At 72.9% G+C, this 25,006-nt stretch carries 20 protein-coding genes; 16 read left to right on the forward strand and 4 right to left on the reverse strand.

Translation table 11 applies throughout. The features are described 5' to 3' along the window. Window positions 1-905: 905 nt before the first annotated feature. The 7 genes from ACWEF6_RS16070 (at window position 906) to ACWEF6_RS16100 (ending at window position 9,062) form a co-directional block, all read left to right on the forward strand. Window positions 906-1,226: a MerR family transcriptional regulator gene (locus ACWEF6_RS16070; protein WP_449683622.1), complete on the forward strand. Its 321-nt coding sequence runs from the start codon at window positions 906-908 to the stop codon at window positions 1,224-1,226. Window positions 1,227-1,516: 290 nt separating this feature from the next. Continuing rightward, window positions 1,517-2,911, forward strand: coding sequence for a cellulase family glycosylhydrolase (locus ACWEF6_RS16075; protein ID WP_449683623.1), 1,395 nt, complete (start codon window positions 1,517-1,519; stop codon window positions 2,909-2,911). 113 nt (window positions 2,912-3,024) lie between these two features. After that, window positions 3,025-3,384, forward strand: coding sequence for a metalloregulator ArsR/SmtB family transcription factor (locus ACWEF6_RS16080; protein ID WP_449683624.1), 360 nt, complete (start codon window positions 3,025-3,027; stop codon window positions 3,382-3,384). Then, entirely contained in the window at window positions 3,381-3,863 is a 483-nt protein-coding gene (locus tag ACWEF6_RS16085) for an SRPBCC family protein (protein WP_449683625.1), read from the forward strand. The genes ACWEF6_RS16080 and ACWEF6_RS16085 overlap by 4 nt, the downstream gene beginning before the upstream one ends. Continuing rightward, window positions 3,860-4,411: a maleylpyruvate isomerase family mycothiol-dependent enzyme gene (locus tag ACWEF6_RS16090; protein ID WP_449683626.1), complete on the forward strand. Its 552-nt coding sequence runs from the start codon at window positions 3,860-3,862 to the stop codon at window positions 4,409-4,411. The genes ACWEF6_RS16085 and ACWEF6_RS16090 overlap by 4 nt, the downstream gene beginning before the upstream one ends. Before the next feature lie 210 nt (window positions 4,412-4,621). Then, the gene (locus ACWEF6_RS16095) at window positions 4,622-7,654 is read left to right on the forward strand and encodes an MGH1-like glycoside hydrolase domain-containing protein (RefSeq protein ID WP_449683627.1); all 3,033 of its coding nucleotides are present in this window, start codon (window positions 4,622-4,624) and stop codon (window positions 7,652-7,654) included. 109 nt (window positions 7,655-7,763) lie between these two features. Further along, window positions 7,764-9,062: a cellulose binding domain-containing protein gene (locus tag ACWEF6_RS16100; protein WP_449683628.1), complete on the forward strand. Its 1,299-nt coding sequence runs from the start codon at window positions 7,764-7,766 to the stop codon at window positions 9,060-9,062. Between the two features lie 110 nt (window positions 9,063-9,172). Here the strand turns inward: ACWEF6_RS16100 and ACWEF6_RS16105 are convergent, their stop codons facing one another. Next, window positions 9,173-9,541: a DUF1330 domain-containing protein gene (locus tag ACWEF6_RS16105; protein ID WP_449683629.1), complete on the reverse strand. Its 369-nt coding sequence runs from the start codon at window positions 9,539-9,541 to the stop codon at window positions 9,173-9,175. Between the two features lie 72 nt (window positions 9,542-9,613). Here ACWEF6_RS16105 and ACWEF6_RS16110 point away from each other — a divergent pair, with 72 nt between their 5' ends. The 6 genes from ACWEF6_RS16110 to ACWEF6_RS16135 all read left to right on the forward strand — a co-directional run bounded on the left by ACWEF6_RS16110 (window position 9,614) and on the right by ACWEF6_RS16135 (window position 14,929). Next, entirely contained in the window at window positions 9,614-10,204 is a 591-nt protein-coding gene (locus tag ACWEF6_RS16110) for a TetR/AcrR family transcriptional regulator (RefSeq protein ID WP_449683630.1), read from the forward strand. 32 nt (window positions 10,205-10,236) lie between these two features. Further along, window positions 10,237-11,235: a LacI family DNA-binding transcriptional regulator gene (locus ACWEF6_RS16115; RefSeq protein ID WP_449677962.1), complete on the forward strand. Its 999-nt coding sequence runs from the start codon at window positions 10,237-10,239 to the stop codon at window positions 11,233-11,235. A gap of 217 nt (window positions 11,236-11,452) precedes the next feature. Beyond that, window positions 11,453-11,695, forward strand: coding sequence for a hypothetical protein (locus ACWEF6_RS16120; RefSeq protein WP_449683631.1), 243 nt, complete (start codon window positions 11,453-11,455; stop codon window positions 11,693-11,695). Between the two features lie 95 nt (window positions 11,696-11,790). After that, window positions 11,791-13,143: an ABC transporter substrate-binding protein gene (locus tag ACWEF6_RS16125; RefSeq protein ID WP_449683632.1), complete on the forward strand. Its 1,353-nt coding sequence runs from the start codon at window positions 11,791-11,793 to the stop codon at window positions 13,141-13,143. 8 nt (window positions 13,144-13,151) lie between these two features. Then, window positions 13,152-14,096 (forward strand): carbohydrate ABC transporter permease, encoded by a 945-nt coding sequence (locus ACWEF6_RS16130; protein ID WP_449683633.1) that lies wholly within the window; start codon window positions 13,152-13,154, stop codon window positions 14,094-14,096. 17 nt (window positions 14,097-14,113) lie between these two features. After that, window positions 14,114-14,929 (forward strand): carbohydrate ABC transporter permease, encoded by an 816-nt coding sequence (locus tag ACWEF6_RS16135; protein ID WP_310970583.1) that lies wholly within the window; start codon window positions 14,114-14,116, stop codon window positions 14,927-14,929. Here ACWEF6_RS16135 and ACWEF6_RS16140 read toward each other — a convergent pair. The 3 genes from ACWEF6_RS16140 to ACWEF6_RS16150 are packed head-to-tail and all read right to left on the reverse strand — an operon-like array spanning window position 14,919 to window position 18,640. Then, the gene (locus ACWEF6_RS16140; RefSeq protein WP_449683634.1) at window positions 14,919-16,349 is read right to left on the reverse strand and encodes a sensor histidine kinase; all 1,431 of its coding nucleotides are present in this window, start codon (window positions 16,347-16,349) and stop codon (window positions 14,919-14,921) included. The two genes, ACWEF6_RS16135 and ACWEF6_RS16140, sit on opposite strands and share 11 nt — an antisense overlap. Next, a complete protein-coding gene (locus ACWEF6_RS16145) occupies window positions 16,346-17,578 on the reverse strand; it encodes an IS701 family transposase (RefSeq protein WP_449683635.1) in 1,233 nt (410 codons plus the stop codon). Before ACWEF6_RS16145 ends, ACWEF6_RS16140 begins: the two co-directional genes overlap by 4 nt. 39 nt (window positions 17,579-17,617) lie before the next feature. Then, window positions 17,618-18,640, reverse strand: a complete 1,023-nt coding sequence (locus ACWEF6_RS16150) for a hypothetical protein (RefSeq protein WP_449683636.1) — start codon at window positions 18,638-18,640, stop codon at window positions 17,618-17,620. Between the two features lie 258 nt (window positions 18,641-18,898). Here ACWEF6_RS16150 and ACWEF6_RS16155 point away from each other — a divergent pair, with 258 nt between their 5' ends. The 3 genes from ACWEF6_RS16155 to ACWEF6_RS16165 all read left to right on the forward strand — a co-directional run bounded on the left by ACWEF6_RS16155 (window position 18,899) and on the right by ACWEF6_RS16165 (window position 24,984). Next, window positions 18,899-20,692, forward strand: a complete 1,794-nt coding sequence (locus ACWEF6_RS16155) for an AAA family ATPase (protein WP_449683637.1) — start codon at window positions 18,899-18,901, stop codon at window positions 20,690-20,692. A 223-nt stretch (window positions 20,693-20,915) separates the two neighbouring features. Next, window positions 20,916-21,722 (forward strand): helix-turn-helix transcriptional regulator, encoded by an 807-nt coding sequence (locus ACWEF6_RS16160; protein WP_449683638.1) that lies wholly within the window; start codon window positions 20,916-20,918, stop codon window positions 21,720-21,722. Window positions 21,723-21,945: 223 nt separating this feature from the next. Further along, window positions 21,946-24,984 (forward strand): type I polyketide synthase, encoded by a 3,039-nt coding sequence (locus ACWEF6_RS16165; protein ID WP_449683639.1) that lies wholly within the window; start codon window positions 21,946-21,948, stop codon window positions 24,982-24,984. Window positions 24,985-25,006 lie beyond the last annotated feature (22 nt).

The following is a 25,006-nucleotide window of genomic DNA, read 5'->3' on the forward strand; positions in this document are numbered from 1 at the left end:
CGCCCGGGCCGGTCCGCGGGCCGGGCGAGACGGGCCGGTCCAGCCGGGCTTGCCCGGGCCGCCGAGCCCGGCGGGCAGGTCCAGCCGAGCAGGCCGGCTCCAGCGGCCGGGGTCCGGTCAGCTCACGACCGTCCCGAGTCGGCTGATCCAAGCGGTCCGAGCAAGCCGGCCGCGCCGGGGGCGGGTTGACCTCGCCGGACGAGCCGTTCGATCCGGACCTGCCCAGCCAGCCGGGCACACCGGCCCGCGCGGATCCCGGCCGTTCGCGGCCGGCCCCTCCTGAAGAGCCGAGCAGGCCCGCAGGGCCAGGCGAGCCGGCCGGCTCAGCTTGGCCCGCAGGGCCGGGCGAGCCGGCCGGGTCAGCTTGGCCGGGCGGGTCACTTGGCCGGCCGGGTCGGCGGCCGGGCGGGTCGGCGGCCAGCCGGGTCGGCGGCCGGGCGGGTCGGTTTGACCGGGCGGGCGAGCGGCGAGCCAAGCCGGTCAGGCACGGCGCGGCAGGACTCCACAGCCGACCCACGCTCGCCCCGACAAAGCATCAGCCCGCACGCACCACCCGGAAGCCCCTGCGCCCGAGACGCAACCCCCACCACCCGCCATCGAAAATCTACCCCCACGACAGTAGACATTCACCCGCACCCACCGGTAAAGTTCTCCACGGACCGGAAAAGACAACGAAAGGAAGGGAACGGGACCATCATGGGATCGCCCGCAGCGGCCCGGTAGCGCCGCGCGGGTTCCGCAAGCCCATCGAGTTCGGAGGTGGTGCTCGGTCACGGATGAGCGATCCCCGCGCCTCGCGCGGGAAGCCGGCGGTCAGGCCGCCGGCCGGTAATGGTGAAACCCAACCTTTCGAGGACCCCGGACGCCCACGATGGCGTCCGGGGTCCTTCTGATGCGGAGGTGACATGGGCCCCGACGGGGAAAGACCCGGAAATCTCGACGATGAGCACTACCCCGGCTACACCATGGGCCGAGCCGCGGACATGCTCGGCACCACCCAGAACTTCCTGCGCAGCCTCGGCGAGGCCGGCTTGATCACGCCGCAGCGATCCGCCGGCGGGCACCGGCGCTACTCGCGACACCAGCTCCGGCTCGCCGCGCGGGCGCGGGAGCTCGTCGACCAGGGCACCGCCGTCGATGCTGCCTGCCGGATCGTCGTCCTGGAAGACGAACTCCACGAAGCCCGCCGGCTCAACCGGGCCCTTCAAGGGGAAACCGAGAGCTGAGCACCCGCAGCGGGTGGCGCCGCGGCCAGACCGGAACATGCCGCAGCGACGAATTCACCCACTGACTCCCCCGAAGACCGAGCCCGCCACGACGCGACTCCCTTCGCGTGAGCGCCTCGACCGCCCGCACCGGACTCCGCAATCGTGGCCCGGCCGAATTCGCCAGCCAGAAAGCTTCCGGTCACCCCCGCGGGGCCGGAACCCTTGACGCCGCCTCTCCCCGGATGTTCTCCTCTCTGGGAGCGCTCCCATCCTGTTGAAACACTCGAACACGGATCTGAGGGAGTTCAATGAAGCGCTCCATCGCTGCGCTGGCGGCCGCCGGCGCGACGGTTCTCGGCTGCACCGCCATGCTGGCCATCCCGCAGGCCTCGGCCGCCTCTCAAGGGTGCCGGGTCGACTACACCGTCACCAACCAGTGGCAGGGCGGGTTCCAGGCCGGCGTCAAGGTCACCAACCTGGGTGACACGCTCACCGGCTGGTCGCTCAAGTTCACCTTCCCCGATGCCGGCCAGAAGGTGGCCCAGGGGTGGAACGCCACCTGGTCGCAGTCCGGCTCGACCGCGACCGCCGCCAATCCCGACTGGAACCGGACCCTCGCAACGGGCGCCGTCGCCGACCTCGGCTTCACCGGTACCACGACCGGGGCCAACCCGATTCCGGCTTCCTTCACCCTCAACGGCGTCACCTGCACCGGATCGACCACGACCACCACGACACCGACCACACCCACGACCACCACCACACCCTCCCCCGGCGGCACGCCGCTCGCCGCGAACGGGCAGCTGCACGTCTGCGGCGTCCATTTGTGCAACGAAGCGAACCGGGCGATCCAGCTGCGCGGCATGAGCACGCACGGCCTCCAGTGGTTCGACTCCTGCTACAACGACGCGTCCCTGGACGCCCTCGCCGATGACTGGCACGCCGATCTGCTCCGCATCGCCATGTACGTGCAGGAAAAGGGGTACGAGACCAACCCGGCCTGGTTCACCGACCGGGTCAACAGCCTCGTCGGCGAGGCCGAAGAACGCGGCATGTACGCGATCGTCGACTTCCACACCCTCACCCCGGGCGACCCGAACTACAACCTCGACCGCGCCAAGACCTTCTTCGCCGCGGTCGCCGCCCGGAACGCGAGCCGGAAGAACGTGATCTACGAGATCGCCAACGAACCCAACGGCGTGAGCTGGGCCGGCATCAAGAACTACGCCGAGCAGGTCATCCCGGTGATCCGCGCCGCCGACCCGGACGCCGTCGTGATCGTCGGCACCCGCGGGTGGTCGTCCCTCGGCGTCTCCGACGGCTCCAGCGAATCCGAGATCATCAGCAACCCCGTCAACGCCACGAACATCATGTACACGTTCCACTTCTACGCCGCCAGCCACAAGGACAACTACCGCTCCACGGTGAGCCGGGCCGCCGCGAGGCTGCCGCTGTTCGTCACGGAGTTCGGCACGGTGACCGCCACCGGCGGTGGCACGCTCGACCAGGCCAGCACCACCGCCTGGCTGGACCTGCTCGACCAGCTGCAGATCAGCTACGCGAACTGGACGTACTCCGACGCGAACGAAACAAGCGCCGCGCTGAGCCCAGGCACCTGCGCCGGCGGCGACTACGGCACCGGCCGGCTGACCGCGTCCGGCGCCCTGGTCCGGAGCCGGATCGACACGCCCGACCACTTCTGATCACCCGGGCGGGGTCCCGGACGCGGGACCCCGCCCCTTCTCAACCTCCAGGTTGACAACATCCCGGGCCACACTCTACGGTCATATTCAACCGAAGAGTTGAGGAAGAACCGGTGGACGAAGACAGCGAGCGGCTCAACCGCGTGTTCGCGGCCCTGGCCGACCCGACGCGGCGCGACCTGGTGGCCCGGCTGGCCGCCGCGGACGCGACCGTGGGCGAGCTGGCCGAGCCGTACGACATGAGCCTCCAGGCGGTCTCCAAGCACGTGAAGGTGCTGGAAGAGGCCGGGCTGGTGACGCGCAGCAAGGACGCCCAGCGCCGTCCGGTCCACCTAAACGCCGAGGTGTTCGACCTGATGACCAAGTGGATCGAGCGGTACCGGCGGCAGGCCGAGGAGCGCTACCGGCGCCTCGAAACGCTGCTGGGCCGCATGAGCGACAACGAAACCCGACCCCGTAAGGACGCGTCATGACCATGACGAAGCACGAAACCGAGATCCTGGCCGACGAAAAGGTCCCGACGATCCAGCTCGTCCGGGACTTCGACGCCACCCCCGAGCAGGTGTTCCGCGCCCACGTCGACCCCGAGCTGTACGCGCAGTGGGTCGGGCCGCACTCGGTCACCACGCGGATCACGCGGTGGGAGGCGCGCACGGGCGGCGAATGGGCCTTCGCCAACGACCGCGACGGCGAGGAGATCGCCGCGTTCCACGGCAGCTTCCACGAAGTGCGGCCGAACGAGCGGATCGTGTGGACGTTCACCTACGACGGCGAGCCCGACGGCGTCGCGCTGGAAACGCTGACCCTGGAGGAGATCGACGGCGGCCGCACGCGGCTGCGGGTGCTCAGCGTGGTGCCGGACTTCGCCACCCGCGACGGCATGCTGGCCAGCGGCATGGACGTCGGGGTCATCGAAGGCTACGCCAAGCTCGACGCATTGCTCGCGCGATGACCCGGGCCCGGCAGCACGCCTCCGAAGCCGCCCGGTTCACCGAGCTGGTCGAGTCGGCTTCGGCCGACGACTGGGCCCGCCCGGCGCCGGTGGCGGGGTGGACCGCGCTCGACGTCGTCCGGCACCTGGTCGAGTGGCCGCGCGACTTCCTCCGCGGCGCGGGCATCGAACTGCCCGCGCTGGCGGTCGACCCCGACCCGGCCGGGGCGTGGAAGCAGCACGTCGCCGACATCCAGGCCATCCTCGACGACCCCGCCGGGCGGGTGCTCAGCAACCCGCACACCGGCGACCGGCCGGTGGACGAGGCGGTCGACCAGTTCTACACCGGCGACATCTGGCTGCATTCCTGGGATCTCGCCAAGGCTCTCGGCCGCAAGCCCGACCTCGGCGAACAGCGCTGCGCGGAAGCGCTGACGGCGATGCGGCCGATGGAGCAGGTACTGCGCGACAGCGGCCAGTTCGGCCCGGCGGTGCCCGTGGCCGACAGCGCTTCGGCGCAGGACCAGCTGATGGGCTTCCTCGGCCGCGACCCCGCCTGGCACGCCTGAGCCGCTCCGGCCGGCGGGGGGCCGTTGATCCGTGCAGAGCAGGTGCCCGCCGGGTGTGACGCTCCGGCCGGCGGGACACCGGTTGCGCGCGAGGTGGTGCAGCACCGGGCGAACCCTGGGATACAACGTTGTAAATACGTATTTACAACGTTGTATCCCACCGGCTACCGTTCCCCTGCCCGGTCCCCGAGGAGCACGAGGAGCGTCGGCATGCGCTCGGTTCGCCGTCTGTTCACGGTCTTGACCACCACGCTCGTCACCCTGTCGGCCACCACACTCCCCGCGGCGGCCACCCCCGCCGGCCCGCCGCCGGCGTACCCGGCCGTCGGCCCCGGGACGCATCTCCTCGACCACGCGGCGAAGCTCGCCGGCCTGGGCGACCCCGCGTGGTACGAGGCCAACATCCCGTTCGTCGACCTGCCCGACAAGGCGATCGAGGACACGTACTACTACCGGTGGCGGACGTTCAAGGAGGCCCTCAAGTACACCGGGCCCGACGACGGCTGGATCGTCTCCGAATTCCTCGGCCCGGTCGGCTACTCCGCCCCCGGCGGCGGGATCGACGCCGCCGCCGGGCACCACCTCTACGAGGGACGGTGGTTGCGGGACCCCCGCTACCTCGACGACTACGTCGACTACTGGCTGCGCGGCAGCGGCGCGGGCCCGAAGCCGGCGACCGACGGCCTCAACGAGAACACCACCGACTGGGCCCACGAATACTCCTTCTGGGCGGCCGACGCCGTGCTCGCGCGGGCGGCCGTCGACGGCCGGTGGGACTTCGCCGTCGACCGGCTCCCCGAACTGCAACGGCAGTGGGCCGCCTGGGCGCCGCAGTTCGACCCGCAGCTCGGCCTCTACTGGCAGGTTCCGGTGTGGGACGCCATGGAGTACACCGCGAGTTCCTACCAGAGCCCGGATCCCTACCACGGCGGCGCCGGCTTCCGCCCGACGCTCAACGCCTACCAGTACGGCGACGCGCGCGCTATCGCCGAACTGCTGCGCCGGCGCGGCGCACCCGGCGACCGGCAGCTCGCCGACCGCTACGACCGGGACGCCCGCTCCCTGCAGGCGAACCAGGACCGCGTCCTGTGGGACGGCGGCGCACAGTTCTACAAGCACGTGATGCGGGACGGCAACCCGGCCCGCACCAAGATCGCCGACCGGGAAGAGATCGGGTTCGTGCCGTGGTACTTCCACATGGCACCGGCCGGCGCCGCCGCCGCGTGGGCGCAGCTGACCGATCCGGCCGGGTTCGCGGCTCCCTTCGGGCCCACCACGGTCGAGCGGCGCAGCCCGTGGTTCATGCACGACGCCCTCGCCGGGTGCTGCCGCTGGTCGGGGCCGAGCTGGCCCTACGCCACCAGCCAGACGCTGACCGGGCTGGCGAACCTGCTCACCGACTATCCCCCGCAGCCGTACGTGTCGACTCAGGACTACTACGCCCTCCTGCGCGGGTATGCCCTGACCCAGCGCAAGAACGGCGCGCCCTACGTCGCCGAAGCGCACCACCCCGACGAGGACCGCTGGCTGTACGACTCCCGCGGGCACAGCGAGGACTACAACCACTCGACGTTCGACGACCTGGTGCTGTCCGGGTTGCTCGGCATCCGGCCGCAGCAGGGTGACCACGTGCGGCTCGCGCCGCTCGTTCCGTCCACTTGGGACCACTTCGCGGTCGAAAACGTGCCCTACCACGGGCGCAACCTGACCGTCGCGTGGGACCGGGACGGCCAAGTCTACCGGCAGGGCGCCGGGCTGAGCGTCTGGCTGGACGGCAAGCTCGTGCACCGCCAGGCCGGGCTGACCACGGTCGACGTGCCGGTGCGGCCCGGCAAGGCGGCCGTGGCCGACCACCTCGTCGACGACCTGGCGAACATCGATCGCACCGGCTACCCGGCGGCGTCCGCGTCCTACACCTGGCCCGCCGACAGCCCGGCGAACGCGATCGACGGCCAGGACTTCGACCTCGACGTCCCGTCGACGCGCTGGACGAGCTACGGCAGCCCGAACCGCCAGGACTGGCTGGCCGTCGACCTCGGCGCGGCCACCGACGTCTCCGACGTCCGGATCTCCTTCTACGACGACGGCGGCGGTGTCCGCACGCCGGACACCTTCGCGCTCCAGTACCGCGCCGCCGACGGGTCGTGGGCCGACCTCCCCGCGCAGCACCGGGATCCCGCGACGCCGGTGCGGGGCCGGCCGAACCGCGTCGTCGTCCAGCCGCCGGTCCGCACCGACGGGCTCCGGGTCGTGGCGTCCAGAGTGGACGGAGGCGCGGTCGGCATCACGGCGATGCAGTCGTGGCGCGCCGAAGACGAGCGGCTCGGCGTCCGGCTGCCGGACGAACCGCCGCGGCTGCGACCCGGGCAGACGGCCGAAATCACCGGTTCGGTCCGCAGTGCGCAGCCGATGACCGTGCGACCGGCGCTCACGGTGCCGCGCGGCTGGACGGCCCAGCCGATCGGGCCGGCCGGCGACCTCCGGCTCACGCCGGGCCGGACCGTCCCGCTGCGGTGGCGGGTGACGGCACCCGCCGACGCGCCGGTCGGCACCCGGGCGCCGGTGCGGCTGCTGGTCGCCCCGCTCGACCACGGCGTCCCGGCCCGCAGCACCGCGGACGCCGTGCGGGCGGAGGTCGTGTTCGACCCGGCCGACTTCGCCGCACCGGTGTGGGACGACGACTTCACCGGAGACCGGTTGAACGACTACCGGATCGGCGCGCGGTTCGGGGAGCCGGTGCCCTCGCTGAGCCAGGCGGACGGCGCCCTGATCGCGACGGCGAGCCGGCAGTCGGCCGCCGTGCTCGTGGCGCCGGTGGCCGCCCCGGCCGGCGACTTCGCGGTGCTCCTGGAACCGCGTTCCTTCGCCGGGAGCGCTCCGGAGGACAGCGTGCTCCTCGGCCGCGCCGCCGGGCCGGACGAGCTGGCCTTGGCCTGGTACAACCACCACTTCGGCACGTCCGGCGCGGACGTGCGGGCCGACGGGCGCGACTACGGCGACGACGTGACCGGCGGGTGCTGCGCCGCGGTCGAGTGGTCGCCGGGCGACCGGTTCGCGGTCGTGTCCGACCACCGCGGCGGGCTGACGAGCTGGCTGGGCCACCAGGGCCGGTGGCAGCTGCTGCGAACGATCCCGGCGGGTCCGGTCGTCGCTCCCGGCTGGTCGCCCGCGATCGGGCTCCGGCTGACCTCGGGCCGGCTGGCCCTCGAGCGCCTGACCGTGGTGGCGCGCGGCTCGGCGTGAGAAGCGATTGACAAACGACCGGTGCGCGGGGGACTCTGGGAGCGCTTCCAGACGACGCCGCCGGGGCCGCTTCCGCCTGCCGCGGTACCGAACGGCGGAAGGAGAATCCATGGGGTCCGTCTCCCGCCGGCCGGGCGTGCTCGCCGCGATCGCCGTGCTCGTCGTGGGTGTTTCCGTACTGTGGCCGTGGAATTCGGGCGCCGCGCCGGTCGCGCCCACGACGGGCAACGCGACCCACTTCGACGCGCTCGGCGCCCCCTACGGCGGTTGCGGCCTGCCGCAGGACGTGCTCGATTCGCCGGATTTCGTCGCCCTCAACGTCTACAACACCCCCGGCGACTACAGCTTCTACCCCCGGCCGATCCCGCCTTCCCAGGCCGCGAAGATCGGGCTGTGGGACAACGGCCGCAACTGCGGGCGGTTCGTGCAGGTCACCATCGGCGAATACTGCACCGGCGTCAACGACGGCGCGCCCGGACAGCCGTTCTGCCGCAACGGGTCCTGGGTGACCGACGGGTACGCCGGCGCCCAGCTGACCATGGTCGTGGCCGACAGCTGCGGCGACTCGAACGCCTGGTGCCGCGACGATCCCGGGCACCTCGACCTCTCGACCGCGTCGCTCAACCGGTTCGTGAAGAACGGCGCGCCGGTCGGCGACCTGAACCCGGGGCACTGGAACAACCGCCGGGTCTCCTGGTCCTACGTGCCCGCCCCGAACTACACCGGCGACCTGAAACTCGGTTTCCTCCAAGGGGCGCAACGGTATTGGACGGCCATCGCGGTGTCGCACCTGCCCAACGGCGTCCACGGCGTGGAGTTCCTCGGCGCGGACGGCACCTGGCAGCAGGCGCAACCGGACAGCGACCTCGGGCAGGCCTTCCTCATCGGCCCGACCGCCACGGCCGGCACCGCGTACGCGATCCGCGTCCGGGACGCGAGCGACGCGCTCGTCAACGACGGCCGCGTCTACCGCTTCACACTGCCGGACCAGTGCCTTTCCGGCTGCGCGGCGGCCTACACCGGCATCAGCTACACGACCGGGACCAGCACCCCCACCACGACGCCGACCACCCCGACCACGCCGACCACGTCCACCACCCCGGCCGGGGCGTCGTGCACCGCGACCTCGGCGGTCACGTCCTCGTGGAACGGCGGGCACCAGCTGGAGTTCACCGTGAAGAACACCGGCTCGGCCGCGCTGGCCGGGTGGACGACGGCGTTCTCGTTCGCGGGGAGCCAGCAGGTGACCAATTCGTGGAACGCCGTGCCGACGCAGACCGGCCAGCAGGTGCGGGCGGCCAACCAGACCTACAACGGGACGCTGGCCCCCGGCGCGACGACGACGTGGGGTGCGGTCGTGACCGGCACGGCCCAGCCCCTGGCCGGATTGGCCTGCACCGCCCGCTGAACTTCAGGCCACGGCCCATCACTTCGTCCCGCCCCGCCGCGACGCGGCCGCCGGCCGCGGGTCCCGGACCGCCGCCGTCTCGGGGTCGCCGTGGACGAACACCGCGGGCGTCAGGCCGCCGCCGGCGTCGTCGGCTGCAGGACCGATTCCACGAGCGCCTCGGTGCGCAGGTGGGTGATCGCCTGGTACTCGGGGTCGCGGACCATGGCCGCGAAGGCCTGCCGGTCCGGGTAGCGGACGAGCACCACCATGTCCCACGCCTGCCCGTCCTCGGCGACCAGCGCCGGGCCGCCGGTACCGAGGTACACCACTTGCAGGCCGTGACGGGCGTTGAGTTCGCGGCGGAGGGCTTCGGCGTAGCGCTGGTAGCTTTCGCGGCCGCCGTCCGGGCGGAACCGCAGCAGGTTCAGCATCACGACCGGGCCGCCGGGGTCGTCGGCGAGCAGGGCGTCGAGGGCACGTTCGTCGATTTCGATCATCAGGACCTCCTGGTCCGGCACTCTACACATACTTGTTGGTCAACACGCAAGTTACTTTGCTAGACTCCGATCATGCGCCGCACCCAGCAGGAACGCCGCGACCAGGCCGAAGCCGCGTTGCTGACCGCCGCCGCCGAACTCGTCGTCGAGCAGGGCGTGCGGTCGCTGACGCTCGCCCGCGTCGGGGAGCGGGCCGGGTACAGCCGCGGGATCGTCACCCACCACTTCGGCGGGAAGCAGGCGCTGGTCGAACGGCTGGCGCGGGCCACGCAGGCCGGGTTCGTGCCGGGGCTGGAGGACGTCCCGCCCGGCCTCGGCCGCCTGCTGCGGCTGATCGACGGCTACCTCGGCGAGCTCGGCCGGATCGGCGTGTTCCACCAGGCTTTCCTGCTGCTGTGGGCGGAAGCCGCCACCCAGCCGGAGCTGGCCCCGATCTTCCGCGAACGAGACGCCGCCTTCCGCGCCGACCTGCGCGAAGACGTCGAAGCCGGCCTCGCGGACGGCAGCATCGGCGCGGGCGCCGGCGCCGACGAGGTGGCGACCGCCGTCGTCGGGCAGTTGCGCGGGATCGCGTTGCAGCGGCTGCTCGATCCGGGCAGCGTCGACACCGAGGCGCTGCGCCGGAGCGTCACCGGCCAATGGCGCCGCGCCCTGACCCCTTAGGCTCGGCGTCTTACGCGGAGGGAGGTGACGGCGTGACCGAACGCGGGCGGCTGCCACGCGTCAAGCGCGTGACGATCGAGGACGTGGCCCGGGAGGCCGGCGTCGGGCGGCAGACGGTTTCGCGGGCGCTGCGCGATCTGCCGGAGATCGCCCCGGACACCCGCGAGCGCGTGCTGGCGGCGGCGACCCGGCTGGGTTACCGGCCGAGCGCGCTGGCGAAGGGCATGCGCACCCAGCGGTCGGACGTCATCGCGCTGATCGTCTCCGACATCGCGAACCCGTTCTACCCGGCGGTGGCGCGCGGGGTGTACGACGCGGCGGAGGCGGCCGGGTGCAGCGTCGTGCTGTACAACACCGACGCCGACCCGGGCCGGGAACGCGACGCCATCGAGGACGCGCTGGCCCGGTCCGCGCGCGGAGTCGTCGGGTTCTTCTACGGCATGCCCGACGACGTCCTCGCCGACTACGCGCGCTCGGTGCCGCTGGTGGTCGCCGACCGCGAGCTGCCGTCGGAGGCGGCGGCGTCGGTGAGCAACGACTTCGCGACCGGAACCGCGGCGGCCGTGGAGCTGCTCGCGCGCCGGCCGGACGCGTGCCTGGGCATGCTGGACAGTTCGGTCGGCGTCGCGGTCGACGAGCGGCGGCTGGCTTTCGTGACGGCGTGCGCGGCGCTGGGCTTCGGCGACGTCTCGGCGCGGATCGTCCAGGGACCGCCGACCATCCCGGGCGGCACGGAAGCGGCCCGCGAGCTGCTCTCGGCGTGGCCCGAGGTCAACGGGATCTTCGCGTTCAACGACCTGATGGGCATCGGGGCGGTCCAGGCGGTGCTCGCGCGCGGCGGGGCGGTGCCGCGGGACTGCGCGGTGGTCGGTTTCGACGACCTGGAGATGTCGGCGTACCTGAACCCGCCGCTGAGCACGGTCCGGATCGACAAGTACGACCACGGCCAGGCCCTGGTCCGGGCGCTGCTGGCGGACACCGCCGACCGGATCTCCCTGCCGGTTTCGTTGATCACCCGCGCGACCGCCTGAGCCGAACCGGGCGGGAGCCGCCCTTGACGGGGTCGCACCCGGGTGCGCATACTCCCCGGGTGCAACGGCCGGGAACATTCCCGGGAACGTTCCCGAGCGGGTGGTGGGAGGAGGTGGCAGCATGGGCGCGAGCTCGCCGAGGACGGCCGGGTCGGGCCGGCTTCGCAGGTCACGCCGGTGTGCGCGCCGCTCCGCCGGTTCCGGGGTGGGTTGGCGGATGAGCGGTTGCTCGCGCCGGATGCGGGTTGCTTGGTGGAGTGGGCGGCTGCCTGAGGTCCGGCTTGCTCGCCTCGACCGGCACTACGGCGGCGACCTGCCCGCCCGGGCGCCCCTCGGCGGCGGGCTGCCGCACGAAGCCCCGCCCGCCAGCGCGCACCTCGACCGGCGCGGCGAGCAGCCACCCGAGAGCCCGCCCGAACCGCTGCTCGCCCCCGCACCTCGATCCACAGTGGACCCCTAACCGCGAAACCCCACTGCCCCATCCGTCCCCGCGGCCCGGTCCCCCTACGCCGGGCCTCGGCCGAAGCCGCCGCCACTCCGAAAGGACCGAACGCAATGGTGCGTACTTCTCCCCCGACGAAACGGCTTCGCCGGCTGGGCGCCGCCGCCACTGCCGTGCTTGCGCTCGTCGCCGCCGGCTGTGGGAGTGGCGAGTCCGCCGCTCCGGCCGGTGCCGCCGCCTGTGCTGCCTCCGGGGGCAAGGTCGAGCTCTCGTTCTGGTCCTGGCTGCCCGGCATCGACCAGGCCGTCGCCCTGTGGAACCAGGGGCATCCCGACATCCACGTCACCGTCGAGCAGACGCCCCAGGGAAACCAGGGCACTTACAACAAGATGTTCACCGCCCTCAAGGCGAACCAGGCGCCGGACCTCGGGCAGGTCGAGTTCGACTCGTTGCCCGGCTTCCGCGTCCAGCAGGGCCTCCGGGACATCTCCGCCTGCCCCGGCGTCGCGGACGCCAAGTCGAAGTTCGTCGACTGGACCTGGGCGCAGGCCTCGGTCGGCGGCGACGGCGTCTTCGCCATCCCGCAGGACACCGGCCCGATGGGCCTGTTCTACCGCAAGGACCTCTTCGAAAAGTACCACGTGCCGGTGCCGACCACCTGGGACGAATACGCCCAGGCCGCGAAGACCCTGCACGCCGCCGACCCGAACCTCACGATCACGCACTTCCCGCAGAAGGACGTCAACTGGTTCGCCGGGCTCGTCTGGCAGGCCGGCGGGCACTGGTTCACCCAGGACGGTCAGCAGTGGAAGGTGAACCTGACCGATCCCGCGTCCACCAAGGTCGCCGACTACTGGCAGAACCTGCTTTCCCAGGGCCTCGTCTCGAACTACCAAGGCTTCTCCGAATCCTGGAACAAGGCGCTCGACTCCGGGCAGATCGCCACCTGGACCGGGGCCGTCTGGGGGGTCGGCACGATCGCCAAGGCCGCGCCCTCGACCGCCGGGAAGTGGGCCGTGGCGCCGCTGCCGCAGTGGACCAAGGGTGAGCAGCGCTCCGGCAACTGGGGTGGCTCGACCACCGCGGTCTTCGCCGGGACCAAGCACCCGGCCGAAGCCGCGCAGTTCGCCCTGTGGCTCAACAGCGACCCGCAGGCCCTGGCCATCCTGACCGCCCAGGGCGGGATCTACCCGGCGACCACCGACGCCCAGGCCGGCGCGAAGGCCTCGGCCGAGAACACGCAGTTCTTCGGCGGCCAGGACGTCGACGCGGTCTTCCGCGAGGCGGGCAAGGGCGTCAGCCAGGACTTCACCTGGGGACCGTCGATGGAGCAGACCTACGCCCACGTCCGTGACGGGTTCGGCGCCGCGCTCGCCGGCAACGGCACGCTCGGCAAGGCCCTCACCGAGGCCGGCGCCGCGACGATCACCGACCTGCAACGCCAGTCCATCCCCGTGGCGAAGTAAGGACGACGATGGTTGTCGCAGCGTCCCAGACCGTCGCCGGCGCGGCGCCCCGCCCCAGGGTGGCGCGCCGGCGACGGGCGAACGGCAGCACCCGCGCCGCGTGGCTGCTGCTCGCCCCGTTCCTGATCGGGTTCGCGGTGTTCTACGTGGCCCCGATCGTGGTGGCCCTGGTGAAGAGCTTCACCGCCGTCACCCGGACGTCGACCTACGGCCGTCCCGTCGAGGTGTTCGCCGGCCTGGGCAACTACACCGCCGCCCTCGGCGACACCGGGTTCACCGGCTCGGTCGGGCGGGTCCTGCTGTTCGGGGTGGTCCAGATCCCGGTCATGCTCGGCCTCGCCCTGGTCCTGGCGCTCGCCCTGGACTCGGCGGTGGTGCGGCTGCGGCGGTTCTTCCGGCTCGCGTTCTTCCTGCCGTACGCGGTGCCCGGCGTGATCGCCGCGGTCATGTGGGGCTTCTTCTACGCCCCCAACCTCTCGCCGGTCAACCAGCTGCTCGACCCGCTCGGGATCCACCCGGACCTGTTGTCCGGCAACGTGATCCTGTACTCGATCGCGAACATCGTCACCTGGACGTTCACCGGGTACAACATGCTGATCCTCTACTCGTCGCTGCAGGCGATCCCGCCCCAGCTCTACGAAGCGGCCCGGCTCGACGGCGCGTCCGGCTGGACGATCGCCTGGCGGATCAAGGTGCCGATCATCGCGCCGTCGCTGGTGCTGACCGGGGTGTTCTCCATCATCGGCACGTTCCAGCTGTTCACCGAACCCCAGGTGATGGCCGGGGTTTCCAGCGCGGTCTCGTCGTCCTACACGCCGTCGATGGCCGCCTACGCCCAGATTTCCGCCCAGAACTACGGCCTCGGCGCCGCGATGAGCGTGCTCGTCACGCTGCTGATCGCGGTCCTGTCGTGGCTGTTCTTCCGGATCACCCGCGCGAGGGCCGCCCTGTGACCACCCGTTCTTCCGCCGTGGTGACCACGGCGATGTTCGTCGCCGCGGTCTATTTCCTGCTGCCGGTGGTGTGGCTGGCGATCTCGGCGACGAAGTCCGCCTCGGACCTGTCGACGACGTTCGGCCTCTGGTTCTCCGGCAACCACCTCGGCGAGAACCTGCGCGACACCGTCACCTTCGGCGACGGCCTCTACCTGCGGTGGCTGGCCAACAGCGCGCTGTACTCCGTGGTGGGGGCGGCGGCGGCCACGCTGCTGTCGGCGATGGCCGGCTACGCCCTCGCCAAGTTCACCTTTCGCGGGCGCTCGCTGACGTTTTCCACGATCCTCGCCGGTGTCCTGGTCCCGCCGACCGCGCTGGCGGTGCCGCTGTTCCTGATGCTGGCCGGCGCCGGGATGACGAACACGGTCTGGTCGGTGCTGCTGCCGAGCATGATCAGCCCGTTCGGGGTGTACCTGGCCCGCGTCTACGCGGCGGCGTCGGTCCCGGACGAGATCCTCGAAGCCGGCCGCATCGACGGCGCGGGCGACGTGCGCATGTTCTACACCGTGAGCCTGCGCCTGATGGCCCCGGCGCTGATCACCATCTTCCTGTTCCAGTTCGTCGCGATCTGGAACAACTTCCTGCTCCCCCTGGTGATGCTGACCAGCGACCGGCTCTACCCGGTGACGCTCGGGCTGTACACGCTGAACACCCAGATCACCCGGGATCCGGACCTGAAGGCGATCGTGGTCACCGGCTCGCTGCTGTCGATCATCCCGCTGATCCTGGCTTTCCTGGCGCTGCAACGCTTCTGGCGGACCGGGCTGGCGGCCGGGGCGGTCAAGGACTGACCGCCCCGCGCCGGGCGGACACCGGCAGCCGCACCACGAACCGGGTGTCCCCCGGCACCGACACCGCCTCGATCGACCCGTTGTGCCGGATCGCCACGATCTCGTGGCACAGGTGCAGGCCGAGGCCGGTGCCGTGGCCGATGTCCTTCGTCGTGAAGAACGGCTGGAACAGCCTCGGCAGCAGGTCCGCCGGGATGCCCGGGCCGCTGTCGCGGACCTCGACGACCGCGCAGGGGCCCTCCTGACGGGTCACCAGCCGCAGCTCGCCGCGGCCGCCCATCGCCTCCGCCGCGTTGCGGACCAGGTGCGTCCAGACCTGGTTGAGCTCGCCCAGGTGCGCCGTCACCCGCGGCAGGGGTGCGTAGTCGCGGACGACGTCGAGGCCCGCCAGCGTCGGGGCCAGCACCCGCAGCGTCGCTTCGAGCCCTTCGACGACGTCGACCTCGCGGTCCGGGGCGCGGCCGAGGTCGGAATAGGCGGCCGCGGAGGCGACCAGGGCGCTGATCGCCCGGCCGGCCGCCTGCGCGTCCACCGCGAGGGCCCGGGCCGAAAGGCGCCCGGCCAGCAGCCGCACGGCGACGCCGAGCGCTTCCGGGCGGACCGCCGCGGCCAGCTCGTCCAGCCCCGCGGCGGTGACCGCGGCGAGCGCGGGCGCGAGGTCGGCGGCGATGCCCGCCGCGGCCAGCCAGTCGGACACCGCGTCGACGGCCTCCGCCGCGGCGAGGGGGTCCGGCTCCGGGTGCGCGGCCGCGGGGTCCGCCAGCCGGTCGAGCGCCGCCCGTTCGCCGGCCAGGGCCGTGGCGCCCCAGTCGGCCGCCGCCCCGGCCAGGTCGGCGGCCGTGCGGTCGAACTCGGCCGCGGCGCGGACCAGGGCGGCGACCGGGTTGTTGAGCTCGTGCGCCAGCCCGGCGGCGAGGGTGCCCAGGCCCTCCATCATCGTGCGCCGCCCGGCCTGGGCCTCGTACGACCGGATCCGCCAGACCAGCACCGGCAGCAGCACCCGGCAGACCTCCGGGCAGCGCACCAGCATCCGCAGGAACGTCTCCCGGTCGTAGGCGAGCAGTTCGACCGGGCCGACGGCGGTCGCCGCCGCCACGTAGCCGCCGCCGGCGAGCAGCGGCAGTTCGCCGGTGTACTGGTGCGCGGCCGGCGGCTTGTCGGCCGCGTGCGGCGCGGCGGCGGGGTCGGCGAAATGCCGTCCGACGACCTGCTCGCGGCCGTCGATCCGCTTGCTCAGCAACAGTTCCCCCGACAGCAGCACGTAGAAGTGCTCCGCGTGCTGGCCGTCGTCGAACAGCATTTCGCCGTCCCGCAGGACCTGCGGTGCGCCGGCCGCGGCGAGCCAGTCCAGCCGCTCGGCGTCGAGCCCGGCGAACAGCTCGATGCCGCGCAGCCGGGCGCCGGTCACCGGCCGCGTCATGCGTACGGCCGGATCCACGTGTCGCCGGCCGCGGTCCGGCCGGCCTCCGGGACGTCGGCGTTTTCCTGGAGGACGCGGTAGGCGTGCGCCACCGACGCCAGCGTCACGTGGTGGTGCCAGCCGCGGAAGGAGCGGCCTTCGAAGTCGGCCAGCCCCGATTCGTCGTGCAGCCGGGCCAGGCCCTCGGCGACCCCGCGGTGCCGGCGCACCAGGTGCACCAGGTCGGGCATCCGGGCCTGGGTGATGTTGGTCAGGTGGATCAGGTCCGGCTGCGCCCGGCCGGACACCCGCTCGGCCAGCAGCTGCCGGGTGCCGCGGTGCAGCCGCGCCGGGGCGGGCGCGGTGCGTCCGGCGAAGGCCAGCGGGGCCAGCACGAACTGCGAGATGGTCGCCTGGCCGTGCGCGGTCTCCCGCCAGTTCATCGTCATCCGGCCGAGCCGGCGGGCCTGGCGCACGAGCTCGCCCGCGGTCCGGGGCTGCGCCGCGCCGAGTGCGGCCGCGGGCACCGCGCCCGCCACCGGGGTGTCCTCCGAGACCTGCACGACGTAGTGCAGGCCCCGGCGCTCGAGCCCGCGCAGCAACGCCTCGACGTGCCGCTCGTGCCGGGCGTCCACGAGCACCGGCAGGGCGGGCAGGTCCCAGCCGTCGAGCATTTCGTCCAGCATCTCCATGACGTGCGCCCAGCGCGGCCGGTGCCGCTCGCCCGGCGGCACCCGCGAGCGCGTCCGGCGGACGCTGTCCTCGTCCCACTCCCTCGGTAGCTGCAGCCGCCAGTCGACCGGCACGCAGCCTTCGTCGCAGGCGAGGAACACGGCGAGCCCCAGCTGGCAGTTGAGCACCCGCTGGCAGCTCGGGGCGAACTGCTTGGCCACGCCGACCGAGCTGGCGCCGTTCTTCGGGAACACCGCTTCGGCGATCACCAGCGCCCGCGGCCGCAGCGTGCCCGCGACCGCGCGGGCCAGCGCGCCGCGGACCGGCGCCCAGTGCCACGGGCTCTGGTTGACGAACTGCTGCAGCGACTGGTCGGCGCGCCAGCCGACGACGTGGTCGGAGATCCGGCGGATGGTCTTGCGGCCGGGCAGCGAATACAGCCCGCGGACGTACACCTCGCCCCAGCGCCGCTGGTCGGACCGGGCGAAGGAGGCGAACAGCTCCTGGCAGAAGGCGGACAGGTCCACCGGATCGGCGGGTGCGACCGGGACGAAGCTCTCGATGCGGGCAGTGGTCATGGTTCCCCCAAACGGTTTGCTTCTCGTGCCGTGCGTGGGTCAGGCCGCGGCGCGGCCGACCCGGCACACGGCGAGCTCTTCCTCGCCGTGGGCGTACTGCAGCCGGACACGCATCGCCGCGGCCTGCGGCGCGTACCGCGTGCGCCAGTCCTGGAAGTGCGCCCACGCCTCGCCGTACCCGCGCTGCTCGGGCAGCCCGGCGAGGACCGCCACGCGGACGCTGTGTTCGAACCCGCGTTCCTCCCTCCCCTGGAGGCTCACCGCGGGCCGCGGGAGGTCGATGCCGAGCTGCCGGGCCAGCGCGGGCAGGCAGCGCGAACCGGCGTCGAGCACCGAACGCGCGCTGTGCGGGGCCCACGCGGGCGCGACGGCGTGGGTCAGCGCGGCGGCGTCGAGCACCAGCACCGCCGCGTCCAGCCAGCACAGCTCGTTCGCCGGCCGGAAGCGGGTCAGCGCCGGGTACCCGGTGTGGGTCGCCCGGATGTCGGCCAGCCAGGCGGTCCACTGGCGGAACAGGTCGTCGAGGTGCTCGCGCGAGCCGAACCGCAGGTGCTCGGCGAGCAGGAACTCGGCCTCGGACGGCTTGGTGCTGTGCGTGCACAGCTCGGCGACCATCCGTTCGCGACGGCTGTAGGCGGCGAGGATCCGCGAGAGGTGCAGCCCGAAGACCAGCAGCACCTGCAGCACGGCGAGCCAGCCCGCGACGGCCAGCAGCGCCGTCCCGGAGCCGTCGCGCAGCACCATGAACCGCGCGACCCCGCCCGGGGTCGGCGGGACGTCCGCCAGCGCCGGGGAAAGCAGGGCGGCGCCGAGGAAGGTGGCCGCGACCCAGCCGCTTCCGACGAGCATCAGCGCGAGCGGGGCGCACAGGTCCAGCACGCGCTCGCGCCCCCCGGGAGGCAGCCGGCGGGCGAGGGCGGCTCCCCCACCGCCGACGGCCCGCACGGTCAGCCGCATCAGCCGGCCGGACCGCTGCCGCGGCGTGAACACCGTCCGCAGCACGCTCAGGCACGTCAGCACGAGCAGGAGGACCCCGGCGAGCAGGAGGACCGCCGGGATCACCGGAGCACCGCCGCTCCCGGTCGCAGTGGCTCTCCGTGGTGCCGCACCCGCCCGCTCATCCCACCGGCCTCCAGTCCGTTCCGTTCTTCGAGCTTGCGCTGCGGAATGCGCACCAAACAGAACCGGCTTGTAGTGGTACTCGGAATGCCTGCACTCGGTTGAGTGACGGAAGTGATCACACTCCGTCAGCTCGATCTTGACCGGCTCCGCTGTCCGGGCGAGCGTGAACAGTCATCCACCAGCGGAAAGGGGAATCCGATGGACTGGCACTTCGTCGGCCGGGCCGAGCACCTCGAACGGATCCGGTCCCGCCTCGCCGAACGCGAACCGGACCCGCTCGTGGTCGTCGGGGAACCTGGCATCGGCCGTACCAGCGTGGTGCGCAAGGCGCTGGCGGCCCTGGATCCCGGGCGGGACGCGCTGCTGGAGGTCCGCCCGGGCGAGCACGAGCCGTTCTCCTCGCTGCGGCACCTGCTGCCGTCCGGGGCGGGCCGGCCGGCGGGCCGCGACGCGGTCCGGGAGGTCGCGGACGCGGTGCGGGAGCGGGCCGCGGGCCGCCGCCCGGTGCTGCTGGCCGACGACGCGCACCTGGCCGACCACGCGACGATGCTGGTGCTGCAGCACCTCAACCGGCACGCGGGGGCGTTCCTGCTGCTCACCCACCCGATCCCGGCACCGCGCCCGGGCGGCGGCGACCCAGTGGACTGCCTGCGTTACGAGCGCGGGATCAAGACGGTCCGCCTGCCGCCGCTGTCGGTGGACGAGGTCGGAGCGGTCCTGGCCCGGCTGATGGACGGCCCGGTCCGCTCGGCGACCACGGAGGCCCTCCACGCGGCCACGGCGGGCAACCCGGGGCTGCTGCACGACATCGTGGTCCGGCAGGAGCTGCGCGGGCGCATGGTCCGCGAGGCCGGCCGGTGGCGGCTGGCGGACGCACCGCCGGCGGACGGTCCGGCGCTGACCTGCCGCGGAGTGGCCCACCTCCTGGCGGCGGTCGCGCGGGCGTGGGAATCGCTGGCCTTGGACCAGGTGGAGGACCTGTGCCGCCTGGCGGCGTGGAGCGGCGCGGGTGGAGAGGTGGCGTTGGTGAAGGCGGCGGTCCATTTGCTGCGCGGCCGCGCGACGGAGGCCTTCGCGGCTTTGGACGGCCGGTGGGAGGTGAGTGGTGGCGGGTTGAGCGCGGGGTTGGGCACGGTGCTGGACCTCGGCGGCGCAGGCTCGGGTGCGCGGCCGGGAAACGGCCACGGCGGCGATGCGAGCTCCGGCGCTGGCTTTGACCACACGGAACCCAGCAGCGGGAACGGCTCCGGCGAGGCTTCCGCACGCTCGGAACCCGGCAGCAGCCCTGGCAGCACCCTCGACCGCCCGGAGCCCGGCAGCAGCGCCGGTTCCCACGCATCCCCCGGCCGCCCCGAACCCGGCTCACCACCGATGAACAACCCCACCGGCACCCCCCATCCCGCCCCGCCGCAAAGCCGCCCCACCGAAGCACCGGCCAGCCACCGGCCTCCCACCCCGATCGCCGCGCCGGCCGAGGATCCGCATCCGCTCCTCCTGCGCGCCATGTGTCTCGCCTTCGGCCGCCGAAATCCTGCCGAAGCCGATGCCCTGCTCGCCGCCGCGGCTGCTGCCTCTCCGCACCGGGAACGGCTGCGTGCCTATCGGGGCTGGCTGCTCGCCGTCGCCGGGCGGCGGGCTGATGCCGCCTCCGTTCTCGACGGTCTCACTCAGCACCGGGATCGGCATGCCGCCCTCTTCGCCCACGCCGCCGCGGCCATCGGGCACCTCGACCTCGGGCGGGGGGCCGCCGCCATCTCGCACCTGCGGCGGGCGCTCGTGCTCGCCGAGGCCGATCGGGCCGTTCTTCCGTGGATGGCGCCCTACCTGCGGGCCTACCTGATCGATGCGCTGCTGCTCGCCGGGCGGATCACCGAGGCCACCTCGATGGCCGGCGAATTCCACGCCGCCGCGCCGGAGTGCGGGTGGAAGGTCGCCGTGGCGATGGCCGCGCTGACCGCCGCCGCGCGGGCTGCCGAGGTGCCCGTGGCGTGAGCACGAAAGTCCGTCCGGATAAAGGTCCAGCCGGCCGCTTTCCCCCGCATCCCCGCTCCGGCGAAACGTCCTTTTAGGTTGTTTCGCCGGATATCAGGGGGAAAGTTCACACCAGTGGAACCGCCGTGGTCACCCGGATGGCCCTGGCCGGGCCCGTATGCTGTCCGAATGGCCCATTGCCTGGGGGAATTTCACCGGTCCGTTCCGCACGTCCGAGGTCGGCATGTCCACGGCAGGCGATAGCCGCCGGGAACTGGCCAAGTTCTTGCGCAGCAGGCGCGAGCGGATCACGCCGGACGAGGTGGGGCTGCCCGCCGGGCCGCGGCGGCGGACCGTCGGGCTGCGGCGCGAGGAGGTCGCCGTCCTCGCCGGGCTGAGTCCCACCTGGTACACCTACCTCGAACAGGGCCGCGGGATCCAGCCCTCGCGCGAAGTCCTCGACAGCCTGGCCCGCGTCCTGCGGCTGACCGAGGACGAACGCCGGTACGTGCACAGCCTGGCGCACGGCTCGGTCGTCCAGACCGCTCCCCTGACGACGGACATCACCGCCGCCGACCTCATCCGCCAGGTCGTCGCCCAGTTCGACGACAGCCCCTACCCGGTCTACGCCGCCGACCAGTACTGCGCGATCATCGCGTGGAACCAGGCGGCCTGCGAGTGGTACGACGACTGGGCCGTCCTGTCGCCGCCGCAACGCAACATCCTGCACTGGCTGCTGTCCTCGCCACTGGCCCGCGAACGGCTGGTGGACTGGGAGGTCGTCACCCGGGACTCGGTCGCCCGCTGGCGCGCCGAATGCGCCCGCCACCCCGACGACCCGCACATCCGCGCCCGCATCGCCGAGTTCACCCGCCTCAGCCCGGCTTTCGCCGAATGGTGGGAAAGTCACGAAGTCCTGGAACACCGGTCGGCCGTGCGGTTGTTCCGCCACGGGCACCTCGGCGTGCAGGCCATGCGCATCGTCCCGTTGCAGTCGCCCGAGTTCATGCCCTCCGGCGTCGTCCTGCACCTGCCCACCGCGACCGAATAGCGGCCGCGCGTTTCAGCATTCCGTTATTTGGTCGTTGACCACCGGTCGGTCGGCGCGACAGGCTGTGCGCAGTGTGCCGATCCTGCTCAGTGTCGACGGACCGCACTTAGGCGGTTACGGCCACGAGCAGCAGATCCGCCGACTGGGGAACAACGAGCAGAAATTGCCATGCCCGCCATTCCGGGATCGGCGCTGGGGTCCCGTGGCAGCACGAGGGGAAGTTATGATCTTGAGGACGAGCAGGAACCTTGCCCGGCAAACTTCCGCAGAGCAGGATGTTGCCATTGTCGGAGCCGCTTGCCGGCTGCCCGGCGCCGGAACTCCGGAGCAGTTCTGGGAGGTCCTGCGGACCGCGCGGGACACGGTCACCGAGGTTCCGGACGACCGTTTCGACATCGACCGGTGGTTCTCGCCGGAAATGGGAAAGCCGCACACCATCCGCAGCCGCAGCGGTGGCTTCCTGGATCGGATCGACCAATTCGACGCACGTTTCTTCGGCATTCTGCCCAACGAAGCGGAGCAAATGGACCCGCAGCAGCGGATGCTCCTGGAAGTCGCCTGGGAGGCCTTGGAAGACGCCGGGCGGACCGCGCCCGAACTGGCCGGCTCCAATACCGGCGTCTACATGAACATCTGCACTTCCGGGTACTGGGACGTGCTGCGCGCGGCGGGCCGCCACGACCTGCACGCGGCGATGGGCGGCGAGGCGGGCGGGATGGCCGCGGGCCGGATCGCCTACCACCTCGACGTGCGCGGCCCGGTGATGGCGCTGGAGTCCACCTGCGCCACCGCGCTGCTGGCGGCGCACGTGGCCGGCCGGGCCCTGCGCTCCGGCGAGATCGACCTGGCCGTCATCGGCAGCGCGAACCTGCTGCTTTCGCCCGACCTGTACTTCGCGCTCAGCGAGGCGGAAATGCTCTCCCCCACCGGGCGCTGCCGGTTCGGCGACCGGGACGCCGACGGCTACGTGCGCAGCGAAGGCGCCGTGGTGCTGGTGCTCAAGCGGCAGGAGGACGCGGACGCCGACGGCGACCGGACCTACGCGACGGTCGTCGGGAGCGCGGTGCGCGGCGACGGCCGCAGCGGCGGCACGCTCACCACGCCGGGTGTCGAGGGCCAGGAAGCCGTGCTGCGGGCGGCCTACGAAGACGCCGGCGTCTCACCGGCCGATGTGGACTTCGTCGAGGCACACGGCCCCGGCACCCCCGCCGGCGACCCGGTGGAGCTGACGGCGCTGGCCACCGTGCTCGGCGAACAGCGCGACCCGGCCCGGCCGTGCCTGGTGGGCTCGGCCAAGTCCAACGTCGGTCACCTCGAAGTCGCGAGCGGGATGGTCGGGCTGCTGAAGGCGGCGCTGGCCCTGTACCACCGCGAGCTCCCGCAGACACTGCACGTCCGCACCCCGCTGCCGGTCTTCGAAGAGCCGGGTAGCCCGCTGCGGCTGGCGACGGAACGGACGCCGCTGATGCCGATCGGCCGCCCCGCCCTCGCCGGCGTAAGCGCCTTCGGCCTTTCCGGCGGTTACGCGCACGCCGTGCTGTCGGAAGCTCCGGCGGTGACCGCGCCGCGCCGGACCCGGGACGACGGCGGCCGCCCGGCGTACCTGCTTCCGTTGTCCGCCAAGGATCCCACCGCGCTGCGGACCCTCGCCGCGGCGACCGCCGAGCTGCTGAGCACCCCGGACGGGCCGTCCGCCGCGGACGTCTGCCACACCGCCGGGACCCGGCGCACGCACCACGAGCGCCGGGTGGCGGTGGTGGGCCGGGACCGGGCGGAACTGGCCGACGAGCTGATCGCGGTGGCCGGCGGGCACGGCGTCCGGCCGGCGCCGGTGCGGGCGCCCCGGGTCGTGTTCGTCTTCCCCGGCCAGGGTTCGCAGTGGCCCGGCATGGGCCGCGAGCTGCTGCGCACCGACGCGGTGTTCGCCGCACGGCTGGGCGAGTGCGATCGGGCGGTACGCGCCGAGGCCGGATTCTCCGTGCTGGAAGCCCTGGAGTCGGGCCGCACCCTGTCCACTATGGACGAAGTGCAGCCGGTGCTGTGGGCGGTGCAGGTGGCACTGGCCGCGAGCTGGCGGAGCCGCGGCATCGAGCCCGGCCTGCTGATCGGGCACAGCATGGGCGAGGTGGCCGCCGCGGTCACCGCCGGCGCGCTGACGGTCGCCGAAGGCGCGGCGGTGATCTGCCGGCGCAGCGGCCTGCTGGCCCGCCGCCGGACGCCGGGCGCGATGTGGGCGGTGCAGCTGGGCGAGGAACGCGCGGTCCGTGCCATCGGCGCGCACGCCGGGCGGGTCTGCGTCGGGGTGGTCAACAGCCCGCACGCGACGGTGCTGTCGGGCGACCCCGGCGCGCTCGCCGAAGTCGTCGCGCCGCTGCGCGCGACCGGCGTCCACTGCCGCCAGGTGCAGGTCGACTACGCGTCGCACGCACCGCAGGTGGCCGGGCTCTGCCCGGACGTCGAACGGTCGCTCGCCGGGCTGCGCCCGCGTGAGGGCCGGGTGCCGCTGCACTCGACCGTGCTGAACCGCGTGGTCGGCGGCGCCGAACTGGACGGCCATTACTGGGCGGACAACCTGCGCCTGCCGGTCCGGTTCGCCGACGCCGTCGGCAGGGTGCTCGCCGATCCGCGGCCGGTCCTGTTCGTCGAGATCAGCCCGCACCCGGTCCTGCACGCGGCGATCGAGGACGGCATCGAGGCCGCGGACGCGGCGGCCGCCGCCACGGTCACCGGCTCGCTCGAGCGGGAACGCCCCGAAGCGGCGACGATGCTGCGGGCGCTCGCGACCGCGTACGCGGCGGGCTGCGACCCGGACTGGGCGCGGCTCACCGAAGGCGGCGCGTTCGTCCCGCTGCCGGGCTACCCCTGGCAGGGCGAGCGGTACTGGGTCGACGACGGCGCGGGGGCGTGGACCTCGCCGGTGATCTCGCTGCCCCATCGGCACGCTCCGCCCGCCGAGCGGTTCGACGAGCCGGGCGACCGCCCCCGCCGCGGCCCGGGCACGGCGGAGGAGTGCGCCGAAGACCTGGTCCGGCGGACGGCCGCGCTGCTCGGCATCGACACCGGCGAGGTGGACCCCGGGGTGCCGCTGACGCAGCTGGGGGTGAACTCGTTGTTCGCGGTGAAGCTGGCCTACCGGCTGCGGTCCGAACTGGACATCGCGATCGGCGTCCGCGAGCTGCTGCAGGCGTCCTCGATCACCGAGCTGGCCGAGCTGGTGCACGCCCGGATGCCGGAAGCGGTCGACGCGGACCAGGCATCCTGACCGGCGGTCCACAGTGGACGAG

It is taken from the genome of Amycolatopsis sp. NPDC004772 (assembly GCF_053601215.1).

Excerpts from the sequence above, each read along its gene's own strand:
- ACWEF6_RS16070 (WP_449683622.1), top strand. The coding sequence starts at position 906 with ATGGGCCCCGACGGGGAAAGACCCGGAAATCTCGACGATGAGCACTAC.
- ACWEF6_RS16075 (WP_449683623.1), top strand. The coding sequence starts at position 1,517 with ATGAAGCGCTCCATCGCTGCGCTGGCGGCCGCCGGCGCGACGGTTCTC.
- ACWEF6_RS16085 (WP_449683625.1), top strand. The coding sequence starts at position 3,381 with ATGACCATGACGAAGCACGAAACCGAGATCCTGGCCGACGAAAAGGTC.
- ACWEF6_RS16090 (WP_449683626.1), top strand. The coding sequence starts at position 3,860 with ATGACCCGGGCCCGGCAGCACGCCTCCGAAGCCGCCCGGTTCACCGAG.
- ACWEF6_RS16095 (WP_449683627.1), top strand. The coding sequence starts at position 4,622 with ATGCGCTCGGTTCGCCGTCTGTTCACGGTCTTGACCACCACGCTCGTC.
- ACWEF6_RS16100 (WP_449683628.1), top strand. The coding sequence starts at position 7,764 with ATGGGGTCCGTCTCCCGCCGGCCGGGCGTGCTCGCCGCGATCGCCGTG.
- ACWEF6_RS16105 (WP_449683629.1), bottom strand. The coding sequence starts at position 9,541 with ATGATCGAAATCGACGAACGTGCCCTCGACGCCCTGCTCGCCGACGAC.
- ACWEF6_RS16110 (WP_449683630.1), top strand. The coding sequence starts at position 9,614 with ATGCGCCGCACCCAGCAGGAACGCCGCGACCAGGCCGAAGCCGCGTTG.
- ACWEF6_RS16120 (WP_449683631.1), top strand. The coding sequence starts at position 11,453 with ATGAGCGGTTGCTCGCGCCGGATGCGGGTTGCTTGGTGGAGTGGGCGG.
- ACWEF6_RS16125 (WP_449683632.1), top strand. The coding sequence starts at position 11,791 with ATGGTGCGTACTTCTCCCCCGACGAAACGGCTTCGCCGGCTGGGCGCC.
- ACWEF6_RS16130 (WP_449683633.1), top strand. The coding sequence starts at position 13,152 with ATGGTTGTCGCAGCGTCCCAGACCGTCGCCGGCGCGGCGCCCCGCCCC.
- ACWEF6_RS16140 (WP_449683634.1), bottom strand. The coding sequence starts at position 16,349 with ATGACGCGGCCGGTGACCGGCGCCCGGCTGCGCGGCATCGAGCTGTTC.
- ACWEF6_RS16145 (WP_449683635.1), bottom strand. The coding sequence starts at position 17,578 with ATGACCACTGCCCGCATCGAGAGCTTCGTCCCGGTCGCACCCGCCGAT.
- ACWEF6_RS16155 (WP_449683637.1), top strand. The coding sequence starts at position 18,899 with ATGGACTGGCACTTCGTCGGCCGGGCCGAGCACCTCGAACGGATCCGG.
- ACWEF6_RS16160 (WP_449683638.1), top strand. The coding sequence starts at position 20,916 with ATGTCCACGGCAGGCGATAGCCGCCGGGAACTGGCCAAGTTCTTGCGC.
- ACWEF6_RS16165 (WP_449683639.1), top strand. The coding sequence starts at position 21,946 with ATGATCTTGAGGACGAGCAGGAACCTTGCCCGGCAAACTTCCGCAGAG.